The sequence below is a fragment of the Mucilaginibacter koreensis genome, assembly GCF_054783355.1.
In genome coordinates this window covers 2,741,204-2,763,743 of the sequence record NZ_BAAGQS010000001.1, presented here as the reverse complement: position 1 = coordinate 2,763,743, position 22,540 = coordinate 2,741,204, and the positions used below count along the sequence as shown (strand labels likewise).

The following is a 22,540-nucleotide window of genomic DNA, read 5'->3' as shown; positions in this document are numbered from 1 at the left end:
CTCAACCTTTATCACTTACATTATGCTTAAAAATTATTTAAATAGTGCTTTAAGAAGCTTGTTGAAAAACAAAGGCTTTACCATCATCAATATTGCAGGTTTGGCTTTGGGGCTGGCCACCTGCCTGCTCATCTTGTTTTATGTAGCTGACGAATTTAGCTATGACAAGTATAACCTGAATGCCGACCGCGTTTTCAGGGTAGATGTAGATATCAAATTTAACGGGAACCAAAATGCAATGGCAGTTAACAGTCCGCCATTGGCTGCAGCGCTGGTTAACAACTTTCCGGAAGTGCAAAGCGCCGCCCGTTTTCGCAACTTAGGCGGAAACAGGGTGCGTAAGGGCAGCCAGAATGTGATGGAGGACCGGATGGTATATGCTGATAACAGCATATTCAATGTATTCACGCTGCCTATGGTAAGTGGTAGTCCAGTTAATGCTTTAACGGCACCGCATACCGTTGTTATTAACGAAAGCACGGCAAAAAAATATTTTAACCGTACCAATGTAGTAGGGCAGTCATTTCTGTTAAATGATACTGCCTTATATAAAATTACAGGGGTAATTAGAGATATTCCTAAACAGTCGCATTTTAATTTCGATTTTTTTCTTTCCATGCCTTCGTTAAATGAAAGCAGAGATCCTACATGGCTGAGTAATAACTTTAATACCTATGTGTTGCTGAAACCGGGTAAGCAGGCCAGCCAGTTACAAGCTAAGTTTCCTGCCCTTATTAAGAAAAATGTTGGTACCGAGCTTGCTGCTACCGTGCACATGGATTATGATGCGTTTACCAAGGCCGGTAATTACTGGCGGCTAAATTTAATACCACTTACAGCTATTCACCTGCAATCAAACAAAGGAGCAGAGCTTGCTGCCAACGGAAACATACAATACGTATACATTTTTTCACTGGTAGCCATATTCATCTTATTGATTGCCTGCGTAAATTTCATGAACCTGAGCACCGCCCGCTCGGCTAACCGGGCCCGCGAGGTAGGGGTACGTAAGGTATTGGGTTCCCGCAGGGCATCACTCATTACCCAATTTATACTTGAATCAGTACTCATTACGGCTGTGGCTACTGTTATAGCCGGCTTTATGGCCTGGGTGCTGCTGCCTCAATTTAATCAAATGGCAGGTAAAGAGCTGATTATTACCGCGAACACATTGCTATGGTTGTTGCCCTTAATGTTAATAGCCACATTGGTGATTGGTGGTTTGGCGGGCTCTTATCCGGCCCTTTATTTATCGCGTTTCCAGCCGGCGGCAGTACTTAAGGGCAAACTGGCATCAGGGTTTAAAAGCAGCGGGTTACGCAGCTTTTTGGTGGTATTCCAATTTTTTATCTCGGTGTTTTTGATTAATGGTACTTTGGTTATCTATCATCAGCTTAAATATATACAGCAGAAGGATTTAGGTTACAGCCGCAATCAGGTACTAACTATTAACAATACTTCGGCTTTAAACAATAAGGCGGAAGCTTTTAAACAGGAAATTAAATCGATTAATGGTGTAAACGGCGCTACGCTCACCGCCTTTACGCCCACCAATTTGATGCGGAACAGCCTTCCGCTGTTTCAAGATCCAACTTTGGATGCCAAGAGCGCGTTGCTGACCCAGTTTTGGTCGGTAGACGAGGATTATATCAATACCTTGGGCATGAAAGTAATTGCAGGACGTAATTTCTCAAAAACAATGGGAACGGACACCACAGGGGTGATTTTGAATGAGGCTGCTGTGAAGATGCTCGGTATGGCAAACCCTGTTAGTAAAACGCTGTATTACCCTTTAAACATTAACACCCATCAAGTGATTCCATATCACGTAATTGGTGTCATCAAAGATTTTAACTTTAATTCGCTCCGCGATAATATTACCCCATTGGCTTTAACATTGGGTAAAGATAAAGGTGCATTAAGTGTACGCATATCGGCACAGCATGTGCAAAATATACTCAATCAGATAGAAAGCAGATGGAAGGAAATGGCGCCCGGCCAGGAGTTTACTTATTCATTCATGGATCAGGATTTTGATGCTGCCTACCGGTCAGAGCAGCGTACAGGAAAACTATTTATTGTATTTACTTCGCTGGCTATTGCTATTGCCTGCCTGGGGTTATTTGGCTTGGCAGCCTATGCCGCTGAGCAGCGTACCAGGGAGATTAGCATACGCAAAGTTTTGGGCGCCAATATGGCTACCATTTTAGCCATGCTATCAAAAGATTTTATAAAGCTGGTATTTATTGCGTTACTGATAGCCACGCCGCTGGCATGGTTTGTAATGCACAAATGGTTGCAAAACTTTGCTTACCGGGCATCCATGCAATGGTGGATACCGGTATATGCTTGCTTAGGTGCTGTGGGTATTGCGTGCTTAACTATCAGCTTTCAATCTATAAAAGCTGCAGTAGCCAACCCTATAAAAAGTTTGCGCAGCGAATAAAGCATCTGTTAACTGTATCATAACCGTACAACCAAGTAGCAAATACGAACGCCCGTATTTGCTATTTTGTTTTTAATTAACTGTAAATCAAGGTGCTAAAAAAGTGGCACGAGGTTGATAGTAGAGTAAATGTTAAACCTTTATATAATTTGTAAATGTTATCACTACAACACGTTTCTAAATACTACCAGGCCGGCGGCAACAAAACCTTTATCCTGAATGATGTAAGCCTTGATATTGATGCCGGCGAATTTGTATCCATCATGGGCCCTTCGGGTTCGGGTAAATCTACTTTGCTCAATATTATTGGCATGCTGGATGAACCCTCTGAAGGCTATTACTACTTTGCCGACCAGGCCGTGCACCTGCTGAAAGAAAAGCAGCGCTCGGCTTTGTATAAAGACAACATTGGCTTTGTGTTCCAGGCTTATCATTTGATAGATGAGTTAACGGTGTATGAAAACATCGAAACCCCGCTGATCTATCAGAACATTAAATCAGCAGAGCGCAAAGCCATGGTAGCCGATATGCTAGACCGCTTTCAGATTGTAGGAAAAAAAGATTTATTTCCGGCGCAGCTTTCGGGCGGGCAGCAGCAATTGGTGGGTATAGCGCGGGCGCTCATCAGCAAGCCTAAACTGATTTTGGCCGATGAGCCTACCGGTAATCTCAACTCCAAGCAAGGCGATGAAATTATGCAGCTGTTCAGCAGGTTAAACAAAGAGGAAAAGGTAACAATCATCCAGGTTACTCACTCCGAAAAAAACGCAGAATACGGCTCTCGCATTATTCATCTGCTGGATGGCAAAATCAGTTCAACTGCCAACGCCTGATTGCCATGAACTATAAATATTTAATATTACTGATTGGCGGTTTGCTGGCAGGCCGGGCTGTAAAGGCAGAACAGGACAGCTTAACCCTGCAGCAATGTGTGGCGGTGGCCTTAAACAATAACCTGCAGGTAAGGCAAAGCGGCCTTGAAGCCGAGCGTACCCGCATCAGTTACCAGCAGGCTAAAGAAAACCTGTTGCCGGCAGTAAACGGCAGTGTAGATCATAACATCAACAGCGGACGCAGTTTGGATCCTACTACCTATACTTATGTAAATCAAAAGCTGTTATCGGCCAATTACAATTTACAGGGCGATTTAACCGTATTCAACGGCCTGTCGCTGCTGAATAATATTAAGCAAACCCGGTTAGCCTACCAAGCCGGGCAAATGGACTTTCAGCAGGCTAAGGACGCGGTTACGCTAAACGTGATCACTGCCTATCTGCAGGTGCTGAACAATGCCGATTTGGTAAAGCAGGCCAATGCGCAGGTAGAAGTATCGCGCCAAACGCTGCAACGCACCGAGATATTAAATAAAAACGGCGCTGTAAAACCTTCAGATTTATATGATATACAAGGCCAGCTGGCTTCAGATGAACTGGCGGTTATTAATGCACAAAACACGCTGGAAGTTTCCAAGCTGTCTTTATTACAGTTGCTGAACATTCCTTACCAGAAAAATTTTAAAATTCAGCCCATCTCTACCGCAGCAGAAATGGCTAATTACCCATACAATGCTGACCAAGTATATAGTACGGCGCTAAATGATTTTGCCCAAGTAAAATCGGCTACCTTAAAACGCGAGAGCGCCGAAAAGGGAGTGCAGGTGGCTAAAGGCGCACTTTTTCCAACGCTGTCTTTATACAGTGGCTTGTATTCGCGCTATGCTTATCAATATGATTTTCCGGGGGCACAGCAAAGCTATGGTAATCAACTCAAAAACAATTATAGTTCAAGCTTTGGGCTCAGCTTGCAACTGCCGGTATTCAACTACTTCCGCAGGCGCAATGCAGTATCATTGTCGAAAATTAATTTGCTGAATACCAAATATGTAGAAGAAAGCACCAAAATACAACTGAAGCAAAATATCGAACAAGCTTATGTGAACATGACCTCGGCTTACAGTCGTTATCAGGTATTGCAAACGCAGGTAAACGCCTTTAACGAATCTTTCCGGGTAGCACAAATCAGGTACAATTCCGGCGTGCTCACCTCGGTTGACTTTGTAGTGATCAAGAACAAACTGGATCAGGCCAATACCAACCTGATTATTGCCAAGTATGATTACGCTATCCGTACTAAAATATTAGATTATTATCAGGGGAAATTATAAAGCAGCCCTCAATAGCATATTGTAAAACTTGTCATTGTGAGGAACGAAGCAATCTCGTTGTAAGCAGAGAGAATAAGCACAGCTACGAGATTGCTTCGTTCCTCGCAATGACAAAATTTCAAGTTCAATCTATCCGTTACATTAAACACTCATCGCCATGCTTAAAAATTACTTTAAAACCGCACTGCGCAACCTTCAAAAAAATAAAGGGTTTACGCTGATTAATATTTTCGGGTTGGCTTTGGGGCTGGCTACCTTTTTACTGATTGTGTTGTATGTAGTAGATGAGTTAAGCTACGACCGCTATAACACTAATGCCGGCCGAATTTACCGTGTGAACGAAGATTTAAAGCTGGGTGAAAACCGGGTACATTATGCCGCAGCCATGCCGCCGCTGGCAAAAGTGATGAAAACCGATTTTCCGCAGGTGGAAGATGCCGTACGTATTAAGCCTATTTATGGCATGCACCTTAAAAGAGGCACAGAGCTGTTTACCGAAAACAATACAGCTTTTGCCGATGCCTCATTATTTAATGTATTTACGCTGCCTATGCGGTATGGCAATTTGGCTACTGCTTTGAAAGAACCTAACTCGGTGGTATTGAGTGTAACCGCAGCTAAAAAGTATTTTGGCAAATTAAATGTAGTGGGTGAAATGCTGGCTACCGATGAAAGTCCGCTGAAGGTAACGGGGGTAATCGAAGATATGCCGCAGCAATCGCATTTCAGGTACGATGTGTTGGTTTCTATGGCCACCAACCTGGAAAGTACTTCGCCCGAGTGGCTGCGGAGCAATTTTAATACTTACGTATTACTGCGCAAGGATGCTGACTATAAGCAGATAGATGCCAAATTTCCGCAATTGCTGCGCCAGTATAGCAACGGCCAGATGCAAACAGAGTTGAAAATGAACATTGACTCCTTTGAGCGCAGCGGCAGCTTTTTCCGCATGAATTTGATGCCGTTAACGCAAATTCACCTGCACTCCAGCATGACGGGTGAATTAAGCCCTAACAGCACCGTGCAGTATGTATACATCTTTTCGGCTATTGCGGTATTTATCTTATTAATTGCCTGTGTAAATTTTATGAACCTGAGCACCGCCCGCTCGGCCGACCGGGCCCGCGAAGTAGGAGTGCGTAAAGTATTGGGTTCGAGCCGTAATTTCCTGATAGGTCAGTTTTTAACCGAATCTACCCTGTTAACACTTGGCGCCATGCTGATTGCCGTATTTATGGCTTGGGGGGCGCTGCCTGTATTCAATCAACTTTCGGGTAAAAACATTACGGTAACTTTGCACAGTTTGGTTTGGCTGGTACCCGCTTTGCTGTTGGCTGTGGTGGTTATCGGCTTTATTGCAGGGTCTTATCCGGCTTTTTTCCTGTCAGGCTTTCAACCTATACAGGTACTAAAAGGAAAATTATCTGCCGGGTTTAAAGGGGGGCGCTTGCGCAGTTTTCTGGTGGTGTTCCAGTTTTCGGTTTCTGTCTTTTTAATTATTGGTACGCTGGTGGTATACAGCCAGCTCAGCTACATCCAAAACCGTGATTTGGGCTATAACCGCAATCAGGTATTAATTGTAAATAACGTATATGATTTGGGCGACCATGCCGGTACGTTTAAGCAAGAAGTAAAGCGGCTGCCGGGCGTTACCAATGCTACCTTGAGCGGTTTCTTGCCTACATCGGGCAACCGCAGCACGGCTATCTTTTATAAAACTGCCGTAACCGACAGTAAACAGTCTATTTTTCCGCAGCAATGGGTGGTGGATGAAGATTACATCAAAACATTGGATATGAAACTGGCCGCCGGCCGTAGCTTTTCGGCCCAGATGCCAACTGATACGGCGGCAGTTGTAATTAATGAAACGGCAGCAAAATTTTTGGGTTTGAAGAATCCGGTAGATCAGGTGCTGTATAAATCATCGCTGGTAGATTCGAAGCCGGTAATGATGCCTTATCACATCATTGGTGTGGTTAAAGATTTCAATTTTAGTTCGCTGCGCGATAATATTACACCGGTCATATTAATGTACGGGCAGGATCACGGTAGCCTGAGCATCCGTACAGACAGCAAGCAGCTACCCGCGCTGATTGATCAATTGAAAACCCGTTGGAAGGAGTTAAGTGCCAAGCCTTTTAAGTATTCATTCATGGATGCCGACTTTGAAGCCAGTTACCGTGCCGAGCAGCAGATCGGTAAAATATTTATCATCTTCACTTCGCTGGCCATTATCATTGCTTGCCTTGGTTTGTTTGGCCTGGCCGCTTATGCAGCCGAGCAGCGTAACAAGGAAATCAGCATCCGCAAAGTACTGGGCGCTGATGTGGCAACAATCATCGCGATGTTATCCAAAGACTTTATCCGGCTGGTACTGATTGCCCTGGTGATTGCTATACCACTGGCTTGGTTTTTTATGAACCAATGGCTGCAAACTTTCGCCTACCGCCAGCACATACAGCTATGGATATTACTGACCGCCGGTGCCGGCATGGTGATGATTGCCTTCCTTACCGTCAGCTTCCAATCCATAAAAGCCGCGTTGGTAAACCCGGTAAAGGGTTTGCGGGGCGAGTAGATAGAAATGGATAATATAACTGTAATTGGTAATAAGCAATTAAAGGAATTGCAATGCCGAATGATAGCAAAGCACCTGTATTTAAGGAGCTGTGCAAATAAGTAAACACTATCATGCTGAGGCACTCGAAGCATGGGTGCACAGGCCGCTTATATAAACGGCTCTGCAACTACCCTTCGAGTGCCTCAGGGTGACAGCGTTTATTTTATTGTTTTCTTTTACCCCTTATCCCACTCAAAAGAGCAATTAGTAATTCAACTACCCTGCTTATCCATCTGCTCTAAAATGCGGTTTACGCTATCCTCAGTAGCCCGCAGTTTCGATTGACAGTAGGCGCTCAGTTCGGCTGCACGGCTTAGCTTGTCGGCCAGTTCATCTACGCCAATGGTCTCCTCTTCTATGGCCTGGGCAATCTCCTGCAATTCGTTATAGGCCTGTTCGTAGGTTATATTCTTTTTCATGGTTGTTTCTTGTTTTCGGTTACCGTGGCCACCAACTGCTGCCCGGCTAAGGTAATTTCAATGCTGCTGCCCGGCTCTAAACCTATTGTGTCGTCTAACGGCTTCACTAAGGCAAAACCCTTTTTCAAAATATTTTCAGTTGATAGCAGAGTCGTCACCTGCTGCATATTGTCCAGTTGTTGTTTCCGATGCTTCAAATAATAACGGCTGGCCAGTTTTAAAGTGTAGTGGGCAAAGCGCAACTGGTGCTTACTGCTCAATAACTGTAGCTGAGTGCCAGTTACCAGCTTCGCATTCACCCCGGCCAATGCTGAACGTTGCTCAAAAAGCAATTCGCGGCTTTGGGTAGTGATGGTTTGGTTTTGCTGGTTTAATGCTTCTTTACGGTCGGTTACATAAGTCACAGTATTACTGACGAGTTGGTTTTTAAGCTGTAATAAATCGTTATGCTTATCCGCCACCAGCTGCTGTGCCCTGATGACCAACTGCTGCTCTAAAAACAGCAAATCATCTTCAAAAGCCCGGTTGTGAGCAATAATGAGTTCGGCCGCTTTAGTGGGCGTTTTTACGGCTGTATGCGCCATCAGGTCGGCAATGGTTTCATTCTTCTGATGCCCGATGCCGGTAATCACCGGGATGGGGAAGCGGGCAATCGCCCGGCCAATGGCATATTGTTCAAATAACAGAAAATCGGTTTGCGCGCCGCCACCTCTGATGATTACCACCGCATCATAAGCAATACCTGATTGGTAAATCTCAATCAGCTTATCTACCAGTTGCTTAGCATTGTTTTCGCCCTGCACCACGGCAAAGTAATTATCCATGCGCAGGGCATAACCAAACGAGTTTTGCTGTAAGGTGTGTTGAAAATCTTCGAACCCTGCTGAAGTACTGGAAGAAATAACCGCAATGTGTTGTATCACCCGGTTCAATTTTAATAACCGGTTGCTGGTTTCATACACCTCGCCGGCCAGGCGGATGTGCTCCGGGTTTTCATCCAGCAGGCGCTGCAGGGTAGCCTGCTTTTGTTTCTCTAATGCGCCGAGCGTAAAACTGGTATCAATATCAAGCAACACCAGCTGCAGGCCGTAAGCCGGATGATATTGAATGGTTACCTGTACCAATACCTGTATGCCATTGGTAAAACGCTGCCCGGTAGCTTCTTCAAATTCGGCAATCTGCTCCGCGCCCTCTTGCCAGGCCCGTGCCGAGAACTTAGCGGTAAGCGCACTGCTGCCGGTATCTTTTTCTACCAGTTCGAAATAATGGTGCCGGTTGTGTGCCCGGTAAGTATGACTGGTTACCTCGGCCAGTACCCAAAAGGCATAACTACCTAAAGTTTCGTCAATGGTTTGCTGTACCCAATCGGCCAGCTGCGATAAACGGATGTATTGTACCGGAGCCAAATTTAAACTGTATGCATGCCTTAAAACGGCATATTAACAATATACAAAAAACTTAGGTCAAATAAAAGTTTCAGCAGAGTGGGCACAAAAAAAGCGCTTAACCAATTGGTTAAGCGCTTTTTTTGTATGATAAGGTATAGGTTTAAGCTTTAGCTTCGCTGGTATATTGGTTGCCGAAACGGTCGGTAGCCAATACCTTGATGTTTTTCACATCGGCAGCCAATGGCAGCATGAATAAGTGCTCGGTATCGTTAGGCTCCACAAATGGGCGTGGGTTAGGTAACTGATCGCCTTTATACAATTTTACTGCTTCGGGGTCTAAACCGTGCTGGTTTTTTAATTCACCTTTGTGCTGGCCGTCCAGCCAGTATTCTACCTTCCAGGCCGGATCCCAATTCCAAACGTTGGCTACCAGTTGCTTTTGGCCGGTAGACTGGTCTATGTACAGCGACATTTGCTGCGATTTGTCCATATCCATGCCTTTGTAATACCATTTTACCTGGTTGCCTTCTACTGTGTAAACGGCATAGCCGCGCGGGGTGCCATCGCCGCAGATAGGGCCGGTCCACCAGGCGCCGCATACCGCGCCGTGGTTATGCTCAAAAATGTTGCCTTTAATGTTGTTGACGTTGTAATGGGTATGGCCTGATAAAATATGCACGTTTTTGAATGGCCGCAGCAACTTGTATAAGTCCTCGTTATTTTTCACCTGATCATATACCGGTATATGCAAGCAGATAAACAGCAGGTCATCTTTTTTTACGTATTGTAAATCTTTAGCCAGCCAGTTCAATTGCTGCTCGGTAATGTAGCCATCATATTCACGCTCGCGGCCCAGGTAACGTACATCATCCAGCATTACATAGTGGGCACGGCCACGGTTAAATGAGTAATAGGTAGGGCCGTAGTGTTTTTTAAATGTTTGGTCTGAAGTTTCATCACCGCCCAGGCGGTAATCCATATCGTGGTTGCCTAAACCCTGGTAAAATGGTATACCCATTTCTGATACGGCCTCATTATACATCGGGAACAGTTCATGGTTATCCCAAACCAAATCGCCTACGGCAATGCCGTGTACCAGTTCGCCGGCACCTAAGTCGGCAATGGTTTTTTGTGTATCGGGTACTGACTGGGCCAGCATTTGCGCCACATCTTTCTTGTTTTTTACCTGCGGGTCGGCCCATACAATAAAGCTGTGTTTGCTGTCATTTTTGGGTAGCGGTTTCAGGTTGAAATCGAAGTTGCCGCCCTGGTCCATACGGTGATAATGGCGGGCAATCTGGTTTTCATGCGGAATGTCATAACCAGCCGGTACGCTGATGAATACAAATTCGGCTTTAGTATCAGGCGTAAGCTGATAGCTGCCGTCTTTGTTGGTTTGCACAATGCTGAAACCGTCTGATACCAATACATTGGCTAAGGGTTTAGTGCCCGATGTTACTTTGCCGGTAACAGTAGCGGCCGGTTTTTTGAAGCCAAAAGTGTTACGGAAGGTAAGCGTTAAAGCGCCTGTCAGAAAAAGCGATTTTTGTAAAAATAATCTGCGGTTCATGATGATATAAGAAGGGCTGCTGCTTAGGCAATTACCAGCAGCAGCCCTTTGATTAGTAGTATAAAAATTTAGTCTTTAAGGCCGGTAGCTGCAACGCCCGGATCGGTAGCCGTAGCTGCCGGGAATATGCCTTCTATTTCGTTGAGCGCAGAGGTTTTACTTAGTTTAATAATAGACTGCGTTCTAGCCTTTACCCATTTACCCAAACGGGAGTTATAAGTGCCACCTAACTTATAGAAAAAGCCTTGGTCAGATGGGGTAGTATACGTTAGCGCCATGGTGTTAGAACCTTGGCGGTTAAAAGGCTGCGATTGCAGTGTAACCGGATTTATGATATCATAAAAGTCGGTATTGGCAATCCGATACCCTACCGCAGGAGGGCCGGCTGAGAACAGCGAGCCGCCTGTACCCACAAATATTACATCAATAGGTTGGGTGTCTTTGGTTACCGTGGTTCCGGCAAACACAGCCATGCCAAAGGCGTTTCCGCTATTGGCAAGCAGGTTGCCGTTACGGGCACCAAAACCATCGCCATCAATAGTGGTATAATTAAAAGAACGTATCCAGTTAGAAGAAGCAAGGCTGGTAGAGCCGGAGCCATTGATGGCTTTACCAGCACCACCAACATAAATATAGGTGCCCTTTTTTGCTGTACCGGTAGTTAAATTAAATTTAAACGTACGGAACATGGTAGCTGCCACAGTGCCCGATGCAGCCGAACCACCGCCTGTAGCCCAGCCATTGGTAGGAAAACCCGCAGGTACTGAGGCACCGGCATTGTTGGTAACCACTACTGAGAAAGGAGTTTGAGCGAAATCAATATCCTGTGTAGCCAATAGCTGAATATATTCATAGTTGCCATCTGTACCTGAAACATCATTGATAAAACCACTGATGACAATAGGCGTGATATTGATGGTAGAACTCAGTAACTGTACATCATCAGCTTTGCGCATGCGTATTTGAGGCGTAATTTTACCATCGGCCCCAGCCGTATTAAGTACTACGCCAAAAAAGTTGGCGCTTACGGGCAATACATTGTTGGCGAAGGTAGCGTCGGTTTCAGTGTGCAGTGTAATGTTTTCAAAGCCGTCGTTTACTGTTTTATCACCTGCAAACTTATCGGTAGGGGTTGGCAGCGGGTCAAAGCCACCTTTTACAATGGCTACCAAGGTACTTTCATATTTTGAAGGATCATTTAATATAGCGCTGCTGGCTACCCGGTTAACAGCAATGGCGTTGCCGCTGGATATTTTTGTAATTGCGCTGGCCGGAACGTTGGTGATTTGCAGCGTACCGTTGCTGCGTGTAAGTACGCCGCCGGTAACTTTAACCGTAACCGAATCGCCTGATACATATTTGGCCGCATCAGCCCCGATAGGGATAGTAATGCCCCTTAATTGTGAGAGGCGGCGTTTATCCTGAATCATCAGTAGGCCTTCGGGCAGGTTTTTGCCGGTATAGTCTGATACTACAATACCTGTAATCTGATCAGAGCCATACATGTTATCTTCAGATAAGGTAAGGTCAGTTCCCTTGTACAGTTCGCGCAGGTCATAAATAGGCAGGTAAGGGCTTACACGCCCGCCCGGATAGTTGGAGCCTTTTTTACAGCCGGCCCATACAAGGGCGGCTAAACATATGATGGTATAATATACTGTTCTTTTCATTTGAATCATGCTAATTATCAAAAATGGATTTTTGATGTCTTATTGTTTTTGCCACCAAACCTGTGTTGAAATCACATCAGCGCCTTGTGCAGCAACGGCTGTTTTGTAATTGGTAGGGTTAGCCGATTGCACGTATACAGGATATACCATGCGCGCCGGCATTACACCGCCGTTTCTTAAGCCCGGGCCTTTTGGTAAAATAGGGTGGCCGGTGCGGCGGTATTCAAACCACTGTTCCATATCGGTTAAGAACAAGGCATAATATTTTTGCAGGTGAATGCGCTCCATTTTAGCATCCAGTGATTCGGTTTCATCCCACTCGATATCGGCATCGACCAAATATTTGCGGAATTCTGGTGTGTTAATGGTGGTTGTGGTAGCTGGTGCGCCGGCCGCAGTTGCATTAGGCCAGGTAGGTAACCATAACGTAATTCCACTCAATACGCCAGTTTCCCAGTAGGTTTTGGCTGTACCGGTAGAAATGTAGCCTTTGGCGGCTGCTTCGGCCAGTATAAATTGTACTTCGCCATAGTTCATGATCATGCCTGTTAGCGGATCGGTTTGCAGGCTCACAGCTGAGGTATTGGAGTAAAAGTAAGATTGCTTGGGGGCACCTGTTCCGGCAGCATAGCCGCTGGGTACACCGGCAAAACCATTAGGCCCCTGTGCAATACTCCAACGGTTAAACCCACTGGTACCATAAGTGGGAATATTGATGCGGGGATCAAACCAGTCTACCAAATGCCCGATGAAAAAGTTACCTATAGCTGGTGCGCGCCAATCCTGCTCTCGTATGGTTTGGTAAGGTGAAACATAGGCACCGCCTGTCCATCTTAAAATGGCAGAGTCATCATTGCTGGTCATAATAGGGTAGGTAGAGGCTTGTGTGTCTACCATCTGCTTAATTTTTGCAATTACGGTAGACGATACCTCAGCTTTACCCGAAAGCCGCAGCAACAGGCGCAGGTACAATGAATTGCCAAATTTGCGCCATTTGCTAATATTGCCGTTAAACACCGGATCGCTGCTGGCAACAATAGATGTGTTAGACGCCAGCAGGGTATTGGCTGTTTCCAGCTGTTGAAAAATATCAGTATAAATATCCTTCTGCCTGTCAAAGGCCGGCTCATAAATACTGCTGTCTCGGGCAAGGTTAGATTTCGAATAAGGAACATCGCCATAAGTATCTGTAAGCATAGAGTAAATCCATGACTGGCAGATAAGTGAGATGGCCTGGTAAGACTTGTTAGCAGTAGCAGGCTGGCCGGCAATTTTATAAATATCTTTGAAATTGGTAAGCTGAATGTAACAGGAGTTCCATAAATAATCAGAAATCGTGTTCCGATACTCGTACCTGAAGATGGCAGCGTCGTCATCTGTTTGGTTAACAGTAACCTGCATCAATTCGTTGTTAAAGTTGCGGTTGCGCTGCATGTTGGCATTTAAGGTAGCGGCCAGTGCCGGTGCCAGTAACTGCTGCGGCAGTGCATTGCTGATGCCAATGGGGTCGGTATTTACTTTATCGAAATCCTTTTTGCATGAAGGCAGTAATACCACTGCAGCAAGCATTAAACATGTTAATTTATATAATATTTGATGTTTCATTTTCGCAGGTGTTAAAATTGAACAATGAGGTTTACACCCAGGGTTCGGGTAGATGGGAACTGGCCTACTTCAAAGCCGGTCACAATGTCGGTTCCGCTAAGGGTACCAAACTCCGGATCGAACATTGGCCATGGCGACCAGATAAATAAATCGCGGCCGTAAACGCCTACTGTGGCGCGCTGTAAACCTAATTTGCGTGTAAGTCCCGGTGGCAAAGTATAGTTAAAGCTGGCTTCTCTGAATTTAATAAAATCGGTACTGAAGGTGCTGCCCTCAGCATTATCAACGCCCATATGCGAACGGTAATAAGCATCTATGTCATAAGAAATAGTAGTGTTCGGGCTGTAAGAGCCATCTGCATTTTGCACCACGCCATTACCAATAATTCCACTGTATCTGCCCGGCAAGGTGCTGGTTAACTTGCCTTGCTCTACCATTTTATAATTCATCAGCGAGTGGGCAACTGCACCAAACTGAGCATCAAAAAGTACATTTAAGCTGAATTGCTTATAGCTGAAATTACTGCCTACACTAGTTTTAAACTTAGGCGTGGTGTTACCCAGGTAAACTACATTTTGCGATATTTTTGCAATACCCGTTGTAGCATCATATACCACCTGGCCATCGGGGGCGCGTACATAGCCGCGGCCATATAAGTCGCCGGTGCTGCCGCCTACGTTGGCTACAATTTGCCCGCCGCCAACAGGGCCGGTTCTTAACACTACTGCACTGTCGCCCAGTTGGGTTATCCTGTTTCTGTTGGCACTGAAGTTAAAGAAGGCAGTCCAGTTGAAGCCGCTGTTGGTACGTACCGGGTTGCCGTTAATGCCAATTTCAATACCCCTGTTGTTTACACGGCCAAAGTTAATTACCGCTCCGTTGTAGCCAGAAGCGCGGTCAAGCTGTCTGGTCAGAATTTGATTATTGGTATTACCGGAATATAAAGTAATGTCGAAGTTTAACCGACTGTTGAAAAGCCTGATATCAGCGCCTAACTCATAGGTTTTTGAACGGAAAGACTCAAGGTTAGGATTAGTTAATATAGTTGGGTTTTGCAATGCTCCGCCCGGGAATACACCGCCTGGAGGCTGTACATAATTGTATGAAGTTAAGTAAGGAGTAGTACCGCCGCTACCTGCCTCAGCGTAAGAAGCCCGGAGTTTGGCGTAACTGATTTGTTTAGGCAGTTTAAATACCTCTGAGGCAATAAAGCTACCGCTGATTGAAGGGTAAAAGAAGCCTACGTTAGCGGTACGCTCTGGCGTAGCCAGTGTACTGGTGTAATCCTGGCGGGCAGTAACATCCAGGTACAAGAAATCTTTATATGAAGAAGAAACCAATGCATAAGCACTGTTCAGCTTAAACCTGCTGGCATCTGGTATCACTATTGGGGTACCTGCCGCATTAGAAAGCTTATATATCTGAGGGATGGTTAAAGAGTCGGCTCTTACTTCGTCTTTATTGTACTTGTTGCTCAGTAAGCTACCGCCTAAAGTGGTGGTAATGTTAATGTCTTTATTAACGTTTTTGTTGTAGCGTAATAAGAAGTCAGCACTGCTTTCCTGAGAGTTAATATCTTGTGTACGGTATGAGCCTCTTACAAATTTAGAACCGGCATCATATGGGCGGTCTTGCTCGCGCTGCTCAAAGCTCATATCCAGTGAGGTTCTTAATTGTAAGCTTAACTCTTTGGAAAAATTGTATGTGGCCTGTATGTTACCGGTAACTTCGTTCCGGTTGGTTTTATTGATAAACTCATAAGATACAGCATATGGGTTTTCAGGGAACGAACTGTACGGGTATTGTATAACGCGGCCTACCTGCCCGTTTTTCCAATAGTTTCTCAGCCAATCCAGATCGGCATTGGGTTGCCAGAAAATAAACCAGTACATAGGCGATTGGTTACCGTAGCCTGCGCCAGGTAGATTATCACTGTTGCGGTTGTTGTAAATAACTTTCGACGAAATGCTCAGCTTATCATTCACCTTGGAGTTGAATGACATGGAAACCGAGTTGCGGGTATAACCTGTATTCGGAATAATCCATTCGTTTTTAACATTGGTAGCCGAAAAACGGGCTGATGTTTTATCGGTGCCACCGTCTACACTAATTTGGTTGGTATACGTTTTACCAGTTTCAAAATACTGGTGTATCTTATCAGGGTAAGCTACCCAGGGCGTGCGTGTAGTGCCTTGCGTTTGTGTAATCGGGTCGTACTGATAAAACAGCTGGCCATCAAATTTAGGACCGTAGGCCGAACTGGTACCACTGGTGCTGGCACCATCGGCACTGGCACCATAAGAGTAATAATTAGCACCGGCCAATCCCTGGCCGTATTGAAACTGCATATCGGGCCAGCGGTTTACTTGTTCAATAGATGCGTTTGATGAAAAAGTAATACCCAAACCATGGTTTTTTCTGATACCCGATTTAGTAGTAATCAATACGGCACCATTGGCGCCGCGCTGGCCATACAGGGCTGCTGCTGCTGCGCCTTTCAGCACCGTAACACTTTCAATATCTTGCGGATTGATATCATTTAAGCTACTGCCATAATCTGCCGGCATGTTATCGCTGCTGGTACCATAAGTAGACTCACCGTTGATAGCCGTACGGCGGCCGCTACTATTACTGGTGACCACACCATCAATTACAATCAGGGCCTCATTGTTACCGGTAAGGTTGTTCTCGCCACGAAGGATAATTTTGTTTGATCCTGCCGGGCCGCTGTTTGAACGTACTAAATTCAAGCCGGGTACTTTACCTGATAAAGCGTCTGTCCAGTTGGCAGAAATGGCGTTAGTTAATTCTTCGCCTTTTACTACCGGGGCCGAATAGCCTAAGGCACGCTCTTCGCGTTTAATGCCCAGTGCCGTAACCACTACTTCGTTCAGTTGACTGGTGGCCTGCTTTAGCCGCACTACCAGTTTGTTCTCGTTGTTTTTAAATGATAGTTTGGTGGGAGCATAACCTACCATGCCAAAGCTAAACTCACTGCCCCGGGGAACAGTGATGCTAAACTCGCCGTTGATGTTGGTAATGCCCAAGCCTCTTTTGGCAGCATTGGTAATGGTAACGCCGGCCAATGGCTGCGAGTCGCCGTCATCTACCACACTGCCTTTTACGGTAACAAGGTCAGACTGGGCCATTAACCGGCCGGGCGTGCAGATGCACAAAAAAGCAACACACAAGATGGCAAAGGCAGGGTGATATGCCAAGCCAATCTTAAATTTTAAATAACGGATAAAGTTGTGAGTAAAAGTTTTATTCATTCTTGTTGGTAATTAGCATTGTGGTGATAACCTGTTAATTTCTGGGGCAAAAGTCGCTCGGTGGTATTAAGGCAGAATTAAATCACTGTCATGCTTGTATTGCCTGCAAGAATGTTACAAAAGATAAAATATAGGGGGTGAGAGCTGGTTAAAAAGGTAGTTGTTAAATATTGTAACTCGTGTATATTGTTAATAATTAGACATATATATGCATATGTCGTCAACGGTTGTACGCTTAAATGCCGACTGGAGGCCAGGGCTGCCGCTTAATTATATATCACGTTATTTTTAATGAAATGTTAACTTTTTATGATGAAGGATTTTATATCCGTTTTTAAATAGTGTGAAAAATACACAGAAAAGATGCGGGTAGGCTGTGGCATAAAAAAGGTTCAGCCTGTTAAAGCTGAACCTGGAAATGCTTGAATAAAATTGTATGCCGCCTGGATAACCGGTTATTTATCTTGTAACCATTCCATAGCATCAGCCACATCGGTAAAAAATTGGGTAACTACGTTGCCCTGCATTACGTCCACACTTTTTTTGGCTGATAACTGGCTGAAAGCACTGGGAGAAAGTACCCAGGCCACATATTGCAGGCCTGCCTGCTCCGCCAACGGGAACCATTCCTGGCCTACCCACTCCGACGCTTCGGACCAGGTGCCCAGCACATGGCGGTTATCATTATATAGCTTGCGCACCTTGTTTTTGTTAATGAGTTCCAGCAGCATCATACAGCCAAATTGTACCGATTCAAAAGTTTGAAAGCCTTTCCAGTCGGCTTCCAGCTGCTGCTGTTCGGGGTTGTATATAATACTGATTAAGTGGTCTTCGTAGCGCTGGTCGGTTTTTACTACGGTTGCTGTTTTTCCATTCTGATCTGAGAGTGGCAACCTGAAATAAAATATCGAGCCTTCGCCCTGCCGGCTTTCAATCCAGAAAGTGCCATGATGGCGCTTTAGTATTTCTGATGAAATGAAAAGCCCTAAACCCAATCCCTCAAATCGCATAGCCGTGTTATCAACCCGGTAATAGCGGTCAAATATCTTATCGAGGTGGTCAGGTGCAATGCCGATACCAAAATCCTGAACTGAAACAATAATGCTGTCTTCTTCAACCCTTGAATTGATGAGGATGGATTTATTTTCGGGCGAATATTTTACTGCATTCGTCAGAAAGTTATGCACTACCTGCTCCAGTCGTATGCGGTCGCCGGTATAAGTGATATCCGCATTACTTTCTACCTTGAGCTCATATTGGGGGGCCGTGTGTTGTACCGCCTCAACACTGCCGGTTAGCATTTCGGCAAAATTGAAAGGCTCCATGTTGTAACTCATTTTGCCAGCGTTAATGCGGGTAACATCCAGCAGGTCATTAATCAACTTTTCGAGGCGATAAATATGGTCAGATGATTTGGCTAAGAAATTACCCAGTTTTTCAGGATCGCTGGTGCGCCGCATTAACTGGTTGAATGCTTTAATACTGGTAAGCGGCGTGCGCAGCTCATGGCTGGCTATAGAAAGAAACTCGTCTTTTCGCTGCTCATTGTTTTTCTGCAATTCAATATCAGTGTTGGTGCCCAACCAAAGTGTAATTTCATTATTTTTAATAAAGGGCAAGGCACGCGAGAGATGCCAGCGATAGGTGCCGTCATGCATCAGCAGCCTAAACTCTGTTTGGTATTGTTTACCACTTTGTAACGATGCCTGCCAGGCTCTGAGGCAACCGGGCAAATCATCCGGGTGAATAAATTTTTGCCATCCGTGGCCAACTACTTCGTCGCCGCTGTAGCCAAAATTATCGCAAACCATTTGGTTTACATAATTGAGTGCACCATCAGGCATGGCCGTCCAAACCTGTTGTGGTATGGTATTGAGCATAAAACCGAAGCGGTTTTCGCTTTCAGATAAACTGTTGATGGTTCTTTTCAGTATCTCCTGCGTTTCGCTCAGTTCTTCGTTTGTGGTTATTAATTCCTCATTGGTGGTAGCCAGTTCTTCATTGGCAGCGGCTATTTCTTCGTTTAGTGCCTGTTGCTGTTCATAGCTTTCTTCCAGTAGTTTGCGGGCGGTTACTGTAGCCGTAATATCATTAGCAGCTACTACAATGGCATTTACTTCCCCTTCTTCATTAGTTAGCGGATCATAATAAAAGCTAACGTATTTGGTGGTGCGCCCTTCAGGTGTATCATAGTAAAAAATCTCTTCTTCCTGCCCATAAGGCTGGCCGGTTGTGTATACACGTTTTAATAATTCAGGAAAAGGCTGGCCTTCAAGTTCGGGTAATACATCCATCAGCTTACGACCCATAATTTCATTAAGCGTTTTGCCCCAAAAATTAGCAAGTTGCTGGTTGGCAATTTCAATCCGAAATTCTTCACCTTCCAAAATCATAAGTGGGTAATGTGAACTCATTACCATCAGGCGCAAGCGCTGCTCACTTGCCATAAAGGCCTTTGTGCGGTCGGTTACCCGTTCGTTCAGTTCTGTATTTAACCTGTCCAGGTTGTGCTGCGTGCGGTTCAACTCCTCGTTGGTAGAAAGCAGCTCCTCGTTGGCGGCGGCCAGTTCTTCATTCAGCGCCTGCTCGTTGCGATAGGCCGTGTTTACTTCATATGCCAGCGCATTGGTAAGCAAAGTGCCGGTATGAAAGCCAACAGTTGATAAAAAAGTGCGGTAATCGTCATCCAGCCGCTTACGCGCTGATACACCCATCAGCATACATCCTTTTAGTTGTGCATCTCCGCTGGTTATAGGTACGGCCAAAGCTTCGGTAACCGGCTCGGGCCAAATGCTGTACATAGGTTCGTGAAAATGCTGACTTACATTATCTACATACAAGGGAACATTGTAATTGGTATGCTGGTGCACCAAGTCGCTAACACCGGCAAGTTGCGCTGCAGTTAAGCCACCATGGGCTGATAATTGCAAAGTGCCGTCAGGTTCGGTGGTTGTGTATAAGGCATAAAAAGGAATATCAGCAGTACTGCCGCTAAGCAAGGCGTTAATATTGGTAATGGCGGCATTAAACTCGCGGGCAGCATGAGCCTGATTTAAAAGTGAGTGCAGCAGTTGATTCCGTCGCTCATTAATTACGCGATATGTGGTTTCGATAACGGCATTGAATACGCCCCCCACTGTTCCATCGGCGGCTACAATGGGCGATAAAGTATAATCAAAGTAGCATTCTTCCGTATAGCCGTAACGGTGCATATATAAAGGCGCATCAGGCCGGCGAAAGGATTGCCCTTTGTTCAGCACGGTCTGAAACTCATCAATCAGTCCCGGCCATATTTCAGGCCATACTTCGGCGCCGGGTTTACCCAGCGCCCAAGGGTGCTTCTCGCCGGGAATACTGCTCCAGGCATCATTATAAATTAACGTAAAGTCTTCGCCCCAGTATACGGCAATCGGGAAGCCGGAATTGAGACTGATCGCAACTGCCGATTTCAGGCTTTCGGGCCAGTATTCAGGAAGGCCCAGAGAGGTTGCAGACCAATCAGTAGCTCGTATGAGTTCGCCCATGCGACCTCCTCCCTGCAAAAATGGATATATTTCGGACACGTTACTTATAGATAGAGGTGGATGTATTAACCAATACGAAAATATACATTTTTTAGCAATCTTTTGTTTCCTGCCTGGAGCTTACCCCGGCTGGCACAGCAGAGCAATTTGCCTATTTAAATGCAAATTGAAAGGTTTTTGGGTAATGAATTAAATCTCGATTTTCACTTATCGCGCTTCAGGATGGCCGTATTTGTAAAGTATATAACTGGTAAGCCGTTTTAATCTTCTGTCGGCGGCAACAGGATGAAAGCCAGCTGCAGTATAGAATTCGATATGCCCGTTGAGCTTAATATACCACACCCTTCCGATTGCCTTGGTGGTAATGGTATCAGGTGTGGTTATTTTTTTGAAATGCGCTACTTTGTCCGGGTCTAATGCATACACCTGTACATCTTCTATTTTTTGATTACACGCTACAGGCTGGTAATGATCTACTGACCAAAACATGCATTGCTCTTCTCCGGTAACCGGAAACCGCAAAGGGGTAACCTTATCCTCCGGAAACATCCAAAAGTAATAAGCCGCTATACCAATCAGAACTACAAGTGTGGCAATGATACCTAACATCAAAAGATGGCGCTTTTTGGGCGCCGACATAAAGGCGGCAGGTAATTTGGCCGGGCTTGCTGCCTGCCGAAGCTCAGTAGCTGGCTGAAAAGGATATTCAGGTGATAGGGGCGTTTGAAAATTGGTTGTGGCAGTCAGGGTATCCGCAGATACCTGCGCAGCAAGCCGGCCCGGGGTTTCACTTGAACTACCTGTTGACATTACCCCTTCAACTTCTTTCCCGCTCACTTGATACATATCCTCCAAACGGGAGCGAAATGGCCTTGGTTCGTAATCAATCAGCCAGGCCAGTAGCTCAATGTTTTGCTCATCCGTTCCCTTTGATATCCCTTTCAAAAAATTAATCAATGGCTTAAGCCGGTCGGGCTCACACATTTTAATTGCCTGGCCGATGTCGGTATGTTTTCCTCTTTCATTGAAAAAAGAGTTCAGTAACTTTTCATCTTTTTTTAAAAAGCGCTTTTCAGCAACGATCAAACATTCCCGTTTGAATTTGGCCGTCGTTAATGCCTCAAGGTTGGGAGACAGTTGGTAACGGCCCAGCTTATTTTGATAGTCTTCCAGTACATGTGATAAGTATTCAGGTGACATTTCCTTACGAATAAAAAGGTAAAGCTAATGAATTTTTGGAATCTGATCCGCCTTTTCGGAATTCTGCCGGAACCCATCCGGAATTAACGGAATTGTCGGAATTGGCTAATATAGAGCGATTTACGCTATTATACTTTTGCTTCAGAAATCAGTTAACAACTCGTGTAGCTAACGAGGATGGTGCACCAAACAGATTCTAACAATGAGCAGCGAAAGCGGCAGTCAATATCCGGCTCGGGAAGCAGATAAAGGCTCCCGCAATCAAAGCTCATACTTCCCGAAAAATTAGGTAAGCAATTGTCGCTTACCCGTTTTGCAGCGCGGCTATCAGCCCTTGCCGGTAGCGCCTGCGGTAGTTTTTCACCTTTTAAAATTTAAGAAAATGTTAGAGCTTATTATTGCCTTTTTACTGGCAACAGGGTGTCCTGTGCCTTCAAATTTGATAAATACTTCAAACACTACAACCACCACCACTTCATCAGACGAAGGGGGAGGTACCGGTGATATTGGACACATCCCTCTGCCGCCGCCACCGCCGCCAACCGGTCACTAAGATTAGGTTCAGTAAGGCAAGCAAGTGCTTGCCTTACTTCATTTTCAGGCAATAGTTTTTTACACCATACTTTTTTATAATTTTAAGCTTGAAAGTTTCCCCCTCTTGA

At 45.3% G+C, this 22,540-nt stretch carries 13 protein-coding genes; 5 read left to right on the top strand and 8 right to left on the bottom strand.

Annotated features, from left to right (window positions below; genetic code table 11):
• Positions 1-22 precede the first annotated feature (22 nt).
• The 4 genes from ACYVNW_RS12525 to ACYVNW_RS12510 all read left to right on the top strand — a co-directional run bounded on the left by ACYVNW_RS12525 (position 23) and on the right by ACYVNW_RS12510 (position 7,188).
• Complete coding sequence (locus ACYVNW_RS12525; RefSeq protein ID WP_460680210.1) at positions 23-2,446, top strand: ABC transporter permease; 2,424 nt, start codon at positions 23-25, stop codon at positions 2,444-2,446.
• A 155-nt stretch (positions 2,447-2,601) separates the two neighbouring features.
• Entirely contained in the window at positions 2,602-3,279 is a 678-nt protein-coding gene (locus ACYVNW_RS12520; RefSeq protein WP_460680209.1) for an ABC transporter ATP-binding protein, read from the top strand.
• 5 nt (positions 3,280-3,284) lie between these two features.
• The gene (locus tag ACYVNW_RS12515; protein ID WP_460680208.1) at positions 3,285-4,610 is read left to right on the top strand and encodes a TolC family protein; all 1,326 of its coding nucleotides are present in this window, start codon (positions 3,285-3,287) and stop codon (positions 4,608-4,610) included.
• Positions 4,611-4,767: 157 nt separating this feature from the next.
• Complete coding sequence (locus tag ACYVNW_RS12510; protein WP_460680207.1) at positions 4,768-7,188, top strand: ABC transporter permease; 2,421 nt, start codon at positions 4,768-4,770, stop codon at positions 7,186-7,188.
• A gap of 254 nt (positions 7,189-7,442) precedes the next feature.
• On the opposite strand, the gene xseB is transcribed toward ACYVNW_RS12510, so the two are convergent.
• From xseB to ACYVNW_RS12470, 8 genes are all read right to left on the bottom strand, one after another.
• Positions 7,443-7,649: an exodeoxyribonuclease VII small subunit gene (xseB, locus tag ACYVNW_RS12505; protein ID WP_460680206.1), complete on the bottom strand. Its 207-nt coding sequence runs from the start codon at positions 7,647-7,649 to the stop codon at positions 7,443-7,445.
• Entirely contained in the window at positions 7,646-9,055 is a 1,410-nt protein-coding gene (gene xseA / locus ACYVNW_RS12500; protein ID WP_460680205.1) for an exodeoxyribonuclease VII large subunit, read from the bottom strand. Before xseA ends, xseB begins: the two co-directional genes overlap by 4 nt.
• A gap of 142 nt (positions 9,056-9,197) precedes the next feature.
• Positions 9,198-10,607, bottom strand: a complete 1,410-nt coding sequence (locus ACYVNW_RS12495; RefSeq protein ID WP_460680204.1) for a calcineurin-like phosphoesterase C-terminal domain-containing protein — start codon at positions 10,605-10,607, stop codon at positions 9,198-9,200.
• 68 nt (positions 10,608-10,675) lie between these two features.
• On the bottom strand, positions 10,676-12,277 hold the full coding sequence (locus ACYVNW_RS12490; RefSeq protein ID WP_460680203.1) for a DUF5689 domain-containing protein: 1,602 nt from the start codon (positions 12,275-12,277) through the stop codon (positions 10,676-10,678).
• A 39-nt stretch (positions 12,278-12,316) separates the two neighbouring features.
• Complete coding sequence (locus tag ACYVNW_RS12485; RefSeq protein WP_460680202.1) at positions 12,317-13,882, bottom strand: SusD/RagB family nutrient-binding outer membrane lipoprotein; 1,566 nt, start codon at positions 13,880-13,882, stop codon at positions 12,317-12,319.
• An 11-nt stretch (positions 13,883-13,893) separates the two neighbouring features.
• On the bottom strand, positions 13,894-17,154 hold the full coding sequence (locus ACYVNW_RS12480) for a SusC/RagA family TonB-linked outer membrane protein (protein WP_460680201.1): 3,261 nt from the start codon (positions 17,152-17,154) through the stop codon (positions 13,894-13,896).
• A 455-nt stretch (positions 17,155-17,609) separates the two neighbouring features.
• A complete protein-coding gene (locus ACYVNW_RS12475) occupies positions 17,610-20,717 on the bottom strand; it encodes an ATP-binding protein (protein ID WP_460680200.1) in 3,108 nt (1,035 codons plus the stop codon).
• Between the two features lie 168 nt (positions 20,718-20,885).
• Positions 20,886-21,878, bottom strand: a complete 993-nt coding sequence (locus ACYVNW_RS12470; protein WP_460680199.1) for a hypothetical protein — start codon at positions 21,876-21,878, stop codon at positions 20,886-20,888.
• A 382-nt stretch (positions 21,879-22,260) separates the two neighbouring features.
• Here ACYVNW_RS12470 and ACYVNW_RS12465 point away from each other — a divergent pair, with 382 nt between their 5' ends.
• Positions 22,261-22,431, top strand: a complete 171-nt coding sequence (locus ACYVNW_RS12465) for a hypothetical protein (RefSeq protein WP_460680198.1) — start codon at positions 22,261-22,263, stop codon at positions 22,429-22,431.
• The last annotated feature ends 109 nt before the right edge of the window (positions 22,432-22,540 follow it).

Excerpts from the sequence above, each read along its gene's own strand:
- ACYVNW_RS12465 (WP_460680198.1), top strand. The coding sequence starts at position 22,261 with ATGTTAGAGCTTATTATTGCCTTTTTACTGGCAACAGGGTGTCCTGTG.
- ACYVNW_RS12495 (WP_460680204.1), bottom strand. The coding sequence starts at position 10,607 with ATGAACCGCAGATTATTTTTACAAAAATCGCTTTTTCTGACAGGCGCT.
- ACYVNW_RS12525 (WP_460680210.1), top strand. The coding sequence starts at position 23 with ATGCTTAAAAATTATTTAAATAGTGCTTTAAGAAGCTTGTTGAAAAAC.
- ACYVNW_RS12520 (WP_460680209.1), top strand. The coding sequence starts at position 2,602 with ATGTTATCACTACAACACGTTTCTAAATACTACCAGGCCGGCGGCAAC.
- xseB (WP_460680206.1), bottom strand. The coding sequence starts at position 7,649 with ATGAAAAAGAATATAACCTACGAACAGGCCTATAACGAATTGCAGGAG.
- ACYVNW_RS12480 (WP_460680201.1), bottom strand. The coding sequence starts at position 17,154 with ATGAATAAAACTTTTACTCACAACTTTATCCGTTATTTAAAATTTAAG.
- ACYVNW_RS12485 (WP_460680202.1), bottom strand. The coding sequence starts at position 13,882 with ATGAAACATCAAATATTATATAAATTAACATGTTTAATGCTTGCTGCA.
- ACYVNW_RS12490 (WP_460680203.1), bottom strand. The coding sequence starts at position 12,277 with ATGAAAAGAACAGTATATTATACCATCATATGTTTAGCCGCCCTTGTA.
- ACYVNW_RS12470 (WP_460680199.1), bottom strand. The coding sequence starts at position 21,878 with ATGTCACCTGAATACTTATCACATGTACTGGAAGACTATCAAAATAAG.
- ACYVNW_RS12510 (WP_460680207.1), top strand. The coding sequence starts at position 4,768 with ATGCTTAAAAATTACTTTAAAACCGCACTGCGCAACCTTCAAAAAAAT.
- ACYVNW_RS12515 (WP_460680208.1), top strand. The coding sequence starts at position 3,285 with ATGAACTATAAATATTTAATATTACTGATTGGCGGTTTGCTGGCAGGC.